Origin of the sequence: Mycobacterium sp. (genome assembly GCF_035653355.1) — a bacterium.
Classification (GTDB): Bacteria; Actinomycetota; Actinomycetes; order Mycobacteriales; family Mycobacteriaceae; genus Mycobacterium.
On record NZ_DASRBZ010000044.1, the window covers coordinates 1 to 9,561 of the forward strand.

Here is a 9,561-nt window from a genome sequence, read left to right on the forward strand (position 1 = left end):
GATCATCCCATGCCGAGCATCTTGCAGCCACATTCCACAGGCTCCGATCGGCCAACGTCATCGGGGTGTGCACCGCTGTCGTGCTGCGCTAGCGTGGACACCATCAAATCCACGCGGGAGCGCACGCCCAGTGCGCTGAGAGGACGGCTGGGGCCGTCGACCGTACGAACCTGACCGGGTAATGCCGTCGTAGGGAGATGCTCATGACCTCTGTTTCAGTCGACCCGTCCGTCACTACCGGCCCCATCGCGGGCAGCACCAAGATCTACCGCGACGTGGACGGTATCCCCGGCGCCCGGGTGCCGTTCCGGCGGGTGCACCTGTCCAATGGCGAGCATTTCGACCTTTACGACACCTCTGGCCCCTACACCGATCCCGACGCGGTGATCGACGTACACCGCGGGCTGCCATCGCGCCCAGGCGTAGTGCGCGACCGCGGCACCCAGCTGCAGCGGGCCCGCGCCGGGGAGATCACCGCCGAGATGGCGTTCATCGCCGCCCGCGAGGGCATGCCCGCCGAACTGGTGCGCGACGAAGTGGCCCGCGGCCGAGCGGTCATTCCGGCCAACCACAACCACCCCGAAAGCGAGCCGATGATCATCGGCAAGGCGTTCGCGGTCAAGGTCAACGCCAACATCGGCAATTCGGCGGTGACGAGCTCGATCGCCGAAGAGGTCGACAAGATGGTGTGGGCCACCCGCTGGGGCGCTGACACGATCATGGATCTGTCCACCGGCAAGGACATTCACGAGACCCGCGAATGGATTCTGCGCAACTCGCCGGTCCCGGTCGGGACGGTGCCGATCTATCAGGCGCTGGAAAAGGTCAAAGGCGATCCAACTCTTTTGACGTGGGAGATCTACCGCGACACGGTGATCGAGCAGTGCGAGCAGGGTGTGGACTACATGACCGTGCACGCCGGGGTGCTGCTGCGATATGTGCCGCTGACGGCCAAGCGGGTCACCGGCATCGTGTCGCGCGGCGGGTCGATCATGGCGGCCTGGTGCCTGGCACATCACCAGGAGTCGTTCCTGTACACGCATTTCGAAGAACTGGCCGACATTTTCGCCCGCTACGACGTGACGTTCTCGCTGGGTGACGGGTTGCGGCCCGGCTCGATCGCCGACGCCAACGACGCCGCCCAGTTCGCCGAGCTGCGTACCCTGGGCGAGCTGACCAAGATCGCGAAAGCCCGTGGCGCGCAGGTGATGATCGAAGGCCCCGGGCACATTCCGATGCACAAGATCGTCGAGAATGTGCGGCTCGAGGAGGAGCTGTGCGAAGAGGCCCCCTTCTATACGCTGGGCCCGCTGGCCACCGACATCGCGCCGGCCTACGACCACATCACCTCGGCGATCGGCGCGGCGATCATCGCCCAGGCCGGCACGGCGATGCTGTGCTACGTGACGCCCAAGGAGCACCTCGGCCTGCCGGACCGCAAGGACGTCAAGGACGGCGTGATCGCCTACAAGATCGCCGCGCACTCCGCCGATCTGGCCAAGGGCCATCCCCATGCGCAAAAACGCGATGACGCGCTGTCCACCGCTCGGTTCGAATTCCGCTGGAACGACCAGTTCGCGCTGTCGCTGGACCCCGATACCGCGCGGGAGTTCCACGACGAGACGCTGCCCGCCGAGCCGGCCAAGACCGCGCACTTCTGCTCGATGTGCGGCCCGAAGTTCTGCTCGATGCGCATCACTCAGGATGTCCGCGACTACGCCGCCGCCCACGGCCTGGAAACCGAAGAAGACATCGAAGCTGTGCTGGCTGAGGGGATGGCCGAGAAGTCGCGCGAGTTCACCGAGCACGGCAACCGGGTGTATCTGCCCATCGCCCAGCGGTGACCGCAAGCGCGGCGGAGCCGGTCGAAGCGGGTCGCCGCTCATCGAGCCCAGCGGTGACCGCAAGCGCGGCGGAGCCGGGCGAAGCGGGTCGCCGCTCATCGAGCCCAGTGACGTTCCTGCCCCTGCCGCCGCCCGGTGAGACGCCGCGACGGGTGCTGACGATCGCCGGCTCGGACTCCGGTGGCGGCGCCGGCCTGCAAGCCGACATCCGCACCTGCGCCTTGCTCGGCGTGCACGCGCTGTGCGCGGTGACCGCGGTGACGGTGCAAAACTCGGTCGGGGTCAGGGGTTTTCACTTGGTTCCCGACGGCGTCATCACCGCCCAGATCGAGGTGGTGTCACACGATATCGGGTTTCACGCAGCCAAGACCGGCATGCTGGCATCGCCCGAGATCATCGAGGCTGTCGCTGCCGCCTGGCGAGACCACGGCCCGGATGTGCCGCTGGTGGTCGACCCGGTGTGCGCGTCGATGCACGGTGATCCGCTGCTCGAGCCCAGCGGACTGGAAACCCTTCGGGCCGAGCTGTTTCCGCTGTCGACGCTGGTGACACCCAACCTGCACGAGGTACGGCTGCTCGTCGATATCGAGGTCGTCGACCCGCAGTCACAACGGGAGGCGGCCCGTGCCCTGCATGGGCTGGGGGCGCGGTGGGCGCTCGTGAAGGGCGGCCACCTGCGGCCGTCGGAGTCCAGCACCGATCTGCTGTTCGACGGCAACGACTTTCACGAGTTCGATTCACCGCGGGTGGATACCGGCCACGACCACGGCGCGGGCGACACACTGTCGGCCGCGGTGGCCTGCGCGCTCGCACACGGCTACTCGGTTCACGACGCGGTCGCGTTCGGAAAACGCTGGGTGACCGAGTGCCTGCGCGCCGCTTATCCGCTCGGACACGGCCACGGCCCGGTGTCTCCGCTGTTTCGGCTGTCGTCGTGAACCTCGACCAGATCGCCGGTGTCGCCCATGAGCCCACCGGCGCAGCATCGGCCTACCCAAACGGAATCGTGGTGCTGACCCACGGCGCGGGCGGTAGTCGCGAATCGTCACTGCTGCAACAGGTTTGCGACGAGTGGGCACGGCGCGGCTGGCTCGCGGTGCGCTACAACCTGCCCTACCGGCGGCGTCGGCCGACCGGCCCCCCGTCGGGCTCCGGCAGCGCTGACCGCGCCGGGATCGTCGAGGCGATCGAGGTGTGCCGCGGCCTTGCCGACGGGCCACTGATCGCCGGCGGGCATTCCTACGGCGGCCGGCTGACCTCGATGGTGGTGGCAGACGGTTCCGCGCAGGCGGACCTGCTGATGCTGTTCTCCTATCCGCTGCATCCGCCGGGCAAGCCGGACCGTGCCCGCACCGAGCACCTGGCCGCCATCGCGATGCCGACGGTGTTCACCCACGGTACGTCCGACCCGTTCGGCACGCCCGACGGGATACGCGCTGCCGCCGCATTGATACCCGCGCCGACACAGGTCCTGCAGATCACCGGGGCCCGACACGACTTGCGCTCCAAAGCCGTCGACGTGCCCGCGCTCGCGGTCGATACGGCACTGCAGCTACTGCGGTCCTGAGTGACACCAGCGCCGAGTATCGGTGCTGCCGTTGCGGATCGCTCCTCCGCGTCGCCCACCGGACGACTTAGGCGTTCACGGCTTCCCGCTGCGCGGTCTTGTCATCGATGGGCTGGTGCCCGTTACCGTGCGCGACGGTGATCTTGCGGGGCTTGGCCCGCTCGGCGACCGGGATGTCCAGCCGCAAGACCCCGTCGTGGTAGGACGCCTCGATCCGGTCGGTGTCGAGGTTTTCGCCGAGCACCAGCTGCCGACTGAACACTCCTCGGGGCCGCTCCGCGGCCAGCATCTCGTGGTTCGGGTCCACGCGAGGACGCTCGGCCCGCACCGTCACCACATTGCGCTCGATGCCGAGGTCCAGCGAGTCTTCCTCGATCCCCGGGAGGTCGAACTCGACGACGAACTTGTGGCCCTCACGCCACGCGTCCATCGGCATGGCGGATGGGCGGGCCGCGGTGCCGGGCACTTGCTGGGCGAGGCGGTCCAGCTCCCGGAACGGGTCCGTACGCATAAGCATCATGGTCACCCCTAGCTCCAATCTGACGTCCACTTCGGCATAAATCTGTGCCGTGTGATACAGATTTGATATAGCACTGATGCGAAAGCAGCGCAAGTGTGGTAAATAGGTTTTCTGTGAGGGACTCTAATGGTGCTGCCATGAGCGATCGACCCGTGCCCGGGGGTGTGCCCGCACCCGACCAGGGCGTGTACGGCATTTCCGTGGCCGCTGAACTGTCCGGGGCGGGCGCACAGTCACTGCGGCTCTACGAACGCCACGGCTTGGTCACCCCGGCCCGCAGCGAGGGCGGAACCCGCCGCTACAGCGCCGAGGATCTGGCCCGGCTGCAGCGGATCACCGAATTGATCGCCGCCGGCGTCAACCTCGCGGGCATCGCGCGAATCCTGGACCTGGAGGACGACAACGCCACCCTGCGCGCCGCCAACATGCGGCTGAAATCCGGCAAGCGCAGCCGAAGCGGCGGCGCCAATACTCGCCGCAGCAAGACCGCCGAGGACAAAAGCCCCACTACATAGCGCCACCGGGCGGTGTACCGGAGCTTCGTTGGCGGCCCGTATCATCGACCTTGACCGTTAGCGCGCCTTTGGGAAGCTTACTCACGAGTAAGGTACGGTTCGTTATATGAACACCGAGCACTTCGACGTCGTGATCGTGGGGGCGGGCTTCGGTGGTATCGGGGCAGCCATCCAGCTCAAGCGGCTCGGCTACGAGAATTTCGTCATCCTCGACCGCGAGGCCGATCTGGGCGGAACCTGGCATGTCAACCGCTATCCCGGCCTGGCCGTTGATATCCCGTCCACGACGTACTCGTATTGGTTCGAGCCGAATCCGTACTGGTCGCGGTTGTTTGCTCCGGGCTCGGAGCTCAAGCAGTACGCCGAACGGGTCGCCGACAAGTACGACGTGCGCCGTTACATGCGGTTCAACGCGGCCGTCGAGGGCGCCCGTTGGGACGAGGACGCGCAGCGTTGGCTGGTGGAGTTGGATGGCGGTGAAACGCTGGCCACTCGGTTTTTGATCACTGCTACTGGCTTTCTGTCTCAGCCGCATATGCCCGACATCCCTGGTATCACCAGCTTCGACGGCAAGATCATCCACACCACGGCGTGGGATGACAGCTACGACTTCGCGGGCCGTCGGGTCGGGATCATCGGCACCGGCGCGACCGCGGTGCAGTTGATCCCCGAACTGGCCAAGCAGGTCGCCGACCTGACCGTCTACCAGCGCACCGCGATCCACGTCGTGCCCAAAGTCGATTTCGCAATTCCGCCCTGGCTGCAGAAGGTATTCGCCCGGGTGCCGTTGGTGCACCGAGCCTTCCGGCTGGTCACCGACACCCTTTTCGAGCTGGGGACGGTCACTGCGGTGCTGCACTACCGCCAGTTCCGGCGGCTCAACATCGCCGCGGCAGACCTGGCGAAAATCAACCGCTTCGTCTCGGTGCGTGACAAGGAACTGCGCAAGAAGCTAACACCCGACTACGACTTCGGCTGCAAGCGGCCGACGTGGTCAAACGACTACTACCGCACCTTCACCAAACCGCACGTGCATCTGGAGACTAACAGCATCGAGCGGATCGAACCCGACGGCATCGTCACCGTGGACGGCCACAAGGCTCACATCGACACCCTGGTGCTGGCGACCGGGTTCGATCTGTGGGATGCCAACTTCCCGGCCATCGAGGTGATTGGCCGAGAGGGCAGAAACCTCGGAAAGTGGTGGCGTGAGAACAGGTTCCAGGCCTACCAAGGGGTGTCCATCCCGTATTTCCCCAACTACCTGAGCCTGGCCAGTCCATTCGCTTTTTCCGGGCTCTCGTTCTTCAACACGATGGAATACCAGATGCGGCACATGGACCGGCTGTTCGGCGAAGTGAAGCGCCGGGGCGCAACTACATTCGAGGTCACCGAAGAAGCAAACACGCGTTTCCTGGACCGGATGACCAAGGCGCTCGACAACTCGGTGTTCTACCGCGGTGACTGCGCCACGTCGCGGTCCTACTACTTCAACCACCACGGCGAGGCAACCCTGCTGCGACCCACGTCGAGGCGCAACGCGGTCCGGGAAGGGTCGCGTTTCCCGTTGAGCGACTACACGATCGCCTAGGGAACCGAAAGACCCGCAGCTGGACCGTCGTCGGGCTGATCGGCTACCTGGCGTATCTGGCCGGTAACGCTATCCGCAATCGCCAAACAGCGTAGCCTGCATCAGTTTTCGCACGCACGCCTGCGCGTATGCCGACTCGTCGGAGGCGGTGTCGGTCAAATTTTCGTAGTGGACCAGCCGCCCCAGGTCGACCACCAATGCCATCGCGGCGTGCACCAAAAACCGTGCCTGCGTTACGGTCACCGATTCTCGCGTAGAGGTCAGCAGCTGCACCCAGGAGTCGATGGTCGATCGCTGTACGTTGCGCAGCAACTCCTGGTCAGCCGGTGACAGGTTGACCCGCTCGGTGTAGTAGATCGAGGCCAGCTCCGGGTTAGCAAATGACGTTGCCACGTAAGCCTCGATCAGCAGGTTCAGCACCTCACGGGGTTCCGCGAGACCATCCATCGCCGCCGACAGCTGGGCAGAGACCCGGTCGGCGGCGCGGCGCAGACCGGTCGACAGGATCTCGGCCTTACCGGAGAAGTACCGGTAGATGCCTGATACCGGAATGCCGACGGCCGCGGCGATCTGGGCCATGCTGGTCTCTGGATAGCCCTTGTCGTGAAACAACACCATCGATGCGTGGAGCAACGCCTCGTAGACACCGGCGTCCGGGGAGAAGATCCGCCATGCTGCCGGCCGCTTGATGGCAGTTGCCGGGCCGGGAAGCTCCGCGGCCAGCACCGCCGTGGCGGCGACTCCGATCACCTCGCGGATCTGATCAGCCGGTAGCCGTACGCGGTGGTCGACGATGCTGCCGATGACGCTAAGCAATCCGGACGACAACGTCCAGCGCTCTCGCGATCGGAGTGACGGCCGAATCGCGGTGAGCGGCCGCTGAATTCGGCGGTTGACCACCCGCAATTGGTCCATCAGCTGCGACTCGTCGTCGCCGTGCAGGTAGCGCGCCTGCCACCGGTACAACCCACCGGACTGCCGGTTCAGCAGAGTCACGTCGATGAGCGCGTGGATCAATCGGTCCAATGTCGCCGTCGGGTCGGCGTCGACCGGTTCACCGTCGACGAAGTCGGTGCAGTCGACCAGCTGTTGCCCGAGATTCAGAACAGCGCCGCGGAACAGGTCGTATTTGTTCGCGTAGTGGCGGTACAGCGCGGCAGCTGAAATCCCCACTTCGGCGGCGATCGCCTCCATGCTCACCGCGTGATAACCCAGCGCGCTGAACGACTCAGCTGCCACGCGGGCGATCTGAGCCTTGCGGTCCTTGGGCCGCCGCCGAACCACCGGTGGGTCCGCGGCGGCGCGAGCGGTGGGCATCGCCATACCCTAACGCGGCGATTGATGCCTCGAAGACCTACCGAAGAGTCAGAATCGTCATTAACATAAGCGGTGCTTGCTTGGCTTCGCAGAGGTCTGCGTAAGCGCGGATGTGCTAGAGGACCCGTCGGAGGGACGGCCATGCTGGAGAAAGCTCGCCGAGTGCTCGGCTTCCAGCTCACGATCGCCGAACTGATCGGCATCGCGTTGATCCTTGGGGCGCCATATCTACTGATTGGCACGATTTGGTCGACCACCCATACCGAGCATTTGCGCCACATGCACGGCATTGATCTAGTGGTGTCGTTCCTCGGCTCCATCGTGAGCTGGCCGGTGCTGTTGTTCGCCAACGTCTGCATGACATGAGCTCTTCCGCTAACGGCAGCGGCCTATCCGGATTCACATAGTTCCTGGAAGGAGGCAGGTGCGCGATCGTCAATTGCTTGCCGGTCTCGCGGGCACACTGCTGGTGGCGTTGGGGCTGATGGCACTGTGGTGGCCGGTCTACATCGACCAGTACGACCAGTACGGCGTCCAAATCAGCTGCGGCAGAGGGTTTAGCGCCGGTATCTCACCGGATGCTCTCGCCGGCCCCGAGGGCCGCCACGTCGTCGAACGATGCGGGACCGCGCTGCTGCTGCGTCGCGTTTGGGCGATCCCGGCCGCGGTCCTCGGGTGGCTACTGGTCACCGCTTTCCTGATCGCTTGGGTGCACCATCAACCGAAACCCGAGGACGAACCCTCGCTTTCGTAGCGGGAACGCGCGTCATCGTCGATGCCAGCCTGGCCGCCGGTATCTAGGCCATAACGGTATTCCAGGTCATGTCTCAGCGTCATCCCGCAAGACGTCGCCCGTTATTTCCAGCGGCCAGCGACGCGGACATTTGTCAGACCCCGGTGGCATACTCGCACACATGTTCGATGACGAGGCGCGGTTGGCGGTGATCGCCCGCTTCGATGAGATGTGGGAGCGGCGTCACCCCTCAACCACACCGGAATCGACGGCGCTGGTGGATCAGATCTGTGCGGCCTCGCGGGCGGAGAATCGGGCGGCGGCCGCGCAGCTGACCGCGATCGGGCAGTTGTTCGGCTACCGGTTGTCGCGGTGTTCGGAAAGCGAGGAGTGGGCGATCGACACCGAGGAGGCGGTGGCCGCGGAGGTCGCCGCGGCGTTGCGGATCAGCCAGGCAATGGCGGGCAGCCAGCTGCGCTATGCCCGGGCCATGCGTGAGCGGCTACCCAAGACAGGCGCGGTGTTCAAAGCGGGCGATATCGACTATCGGCTGTTTCAGACGATCGTGTTTCGCACCGATTTGATCACCGACCCCGACGTGCTGGCCGCCGTCGACGCCGAGCTGGCGATCAAGGTGCCGCGCTGGCCGTCGCTGACCCGGGGCCGGCTCGCGGCCCAGATCGACCAGATCGTCGCCAAGGCGGATGCCGATGCGGTGCGCCGACGCACGGGACGCCAGGCCGACCGGGAGATCTGGATCGGTCCTCGCGACGAAGGCGGGATGTCGGAGATCCACGGCACACTATTCAGCATCGACGCGCAGGCGTTGGATCGGCGCTTGGATGCGCTGGCCGCCACGGTGTGTGATCAGGATCCGCGCAGCCGCGCCCAGCGCCGCGCTGATGCGCTGGGGGCGCTGGCGACCGGCGCGGATCGGCTGGGCTGTCGCTGCAGGCGCGCCGACTGCGTGGCCGGGACGCGGCGGGCGGCCTCGCCGGTGACAATTCACCTGATCGCGGAGCAAACCAGCATCAATGGCAGCGGCGAGGCGGCGGGGTCGCTGGTGGCGGCCGATGGGCTCATCCCACCGGAACTCCTTACAGAATTGGCCAAGTCAGCCAAGCTGGTGACGCTGGTGCATCCGGGCGACGCCCCGCCGGAGCGGGGGTATGTGCCATCGAAGGCGCTGGCCGATTTTGTGCGCTGCCGGGATCTGACTTGTCGTTGGCCCGGCTGCGACAAGCCGGCTCGGCAATGCGACCTCGACCATACGATCCCCTACGCCCAGGGTGGGCCGACGCATGCGTCGAATCTGAAATGTTATTGCCGTACCCATCATTTGGTGAAGACGTTTTGGGGCTGGCGGGAAAAGCAGTTGCCCGACGGCACTCTGATCTTGACCGCGCCCTCAGGGCACACCTATGTCTCCACCCCGGGCAGCGCGCTGCTGTTTCCCGGCCTGTGCCGGCCCACC

The 9,561-nt window shown here is 65.6% G+C and carries 10 protein-coding genes and 1 riboswitch; of the genes, 8 read left to right on the plus strand and 2 right to left on the minus strand.

The genetic code is table 11. The features are described from left to right. The first annotated feature begins 103 nt into the window (after positions 1-103). Positions 104-213: riboswitch (TPP riboswitch) on the plus strand. From thiC to VFA16_RS01310, 3 genes are all read left to right on the plus strand, one after another. Next, positions 204-1,844 carry a phosphomethylpyrimidine synthase ThiC gene (gene thiC, locus VFA16_RS01300; RefSeq protein WP_324966077.1) on the plus strand — a complete coding sequence of 547 codons (1,641 nt, stop codon included), beginning with the start codon at positions 204-206 and terminating at the stop codon, positions 1,842-1,844. It overlaps the preceding riboswitch by 10 nt. Positions 1,845-1,951: 107 nt before the next feature. Next, complete coding sequence (gene thiD, locus VFA16_RS01305; RefSeq protein WP_324966078.1) at positions 1,952-2,782, plus strand: bifunctional hydroxymethylpyrimidine kinase/phosphomethylpyrimidine kinase; 831 nt, start codon at positions 1,952-1,954, stop codon at positions 2,780-2,782. Continuing rightward, complete coding sequence (locus tag VFA16_RS01310; protein ID WP_324966079.1) at positions 2,779-3,411, plus strand: alpha/beta family hydrolase; 633 nt, start codon at positions 2,779-2,781, stop codon at positions 3,409-3,411. Before thiD ends, VFA16_RS01310 begins: the two co-directional genes overlap by 4 nt. A gap of 67 nt (positions 3,412-3,478) precedes the next feature. Here the strand turns inward: VFA16_RS01310 and VFA16_RS01315 are convergent, their stop codons facing one another. Further along, positions 3,479-3,928 (minus strand): HSP20 family small heat-shock protein, encoded by a 450-nt coding sequence (locus VFA16_RS01315; RefSeq protein ID WP_324966086.1) that lies wholly within the window; start codon positions 3,926-3,928, stop codon positions 3,479-3,481. Positions 3,929-4,068: 140 nt separating this feature from the next. Between VFA16_RS01315 and VFA16_RS01320 the strand changes: the two genes are divergently transcribed. Further along, a complete protein-coding gene (locus tag VFA16_RS01320; RefSeq protein ID WP_324966080.1) occupies positions 4,069-4,446 on the plus strand; it encodes a helix-turn-helix transcriptional regulator in 378 nt (125 codons plus the stop codon). Between the two features lie 106 nt (positions 4,447-4,552). Then, positions 4,553-6,037, plus strand: a complete 1,485-nt coding sequence (locus VFA16_RS01325) for an NAD(P)/FAD-dependent oxidoreductase (protein WP_324966081.1) — start codon at positions 4,553-4,555, stop codon at positions 6,035-6,037. A 69-nt stretch (positions 6,038-6,106) separates the two neighbouring features. Here VFA16_RS01325 and VFA16_RS01330 read toward each other — a convergent pair whose 3' ends face one another. Continuing rightward, complete coding sequence (locus VFA16_RS01330) at positions 6,107-7,354, minus strand: TetR/AcrR family transcriptional regulator (protein WP_324966082.1); 1,248 nt, start codon at positions 7,352-7,354, stop codon at positions 6,107-6,109. Positions 7,355-7,495: 141 nt separating this feature from the next. Here VFA16_RS01330 and VFA16_RS01335 point away from each other — a divergent pair, with 141 nt between their 5' ends. From VFA16_RS01335 to VFA16_RS01345, 3 genes are all read left to right on the plus strand, one after another. Then, complete coding sequence (locus tag VFA16_RS01335; RefSeq protein ID WP_324966083.1) at positions 7,496-7,720, plus strand: hypothetical protein; 225 nt, start codon at positions 7,496-7,498, stop codon at positions 7,718-7,720. A 58-nt stretch (positions 7,721-7,778) separates the two neighbouring features. Beyond that, positions 7,779-8,108: a hypothetical protein gene (locus VFA16_RS01340; RefSeq protein ID WP_324966084.1), complete on the plus strand. Its 330-nt coding sequence runs from the start codon at positions 7,779-7,781 to the stop codon at positions 8,106-8,108. Positions 8,109-8,268: 160 nt separating this feature from the next. Next, positions 8,269-9,561, plus strand: a 1,293-nt coding sequence (locus VFA16_RS01345) for an HNH endonuclease signature motif containing protein (protein WP_324966085.1), incomplete at its 3' end; no start/stop codon positions are given.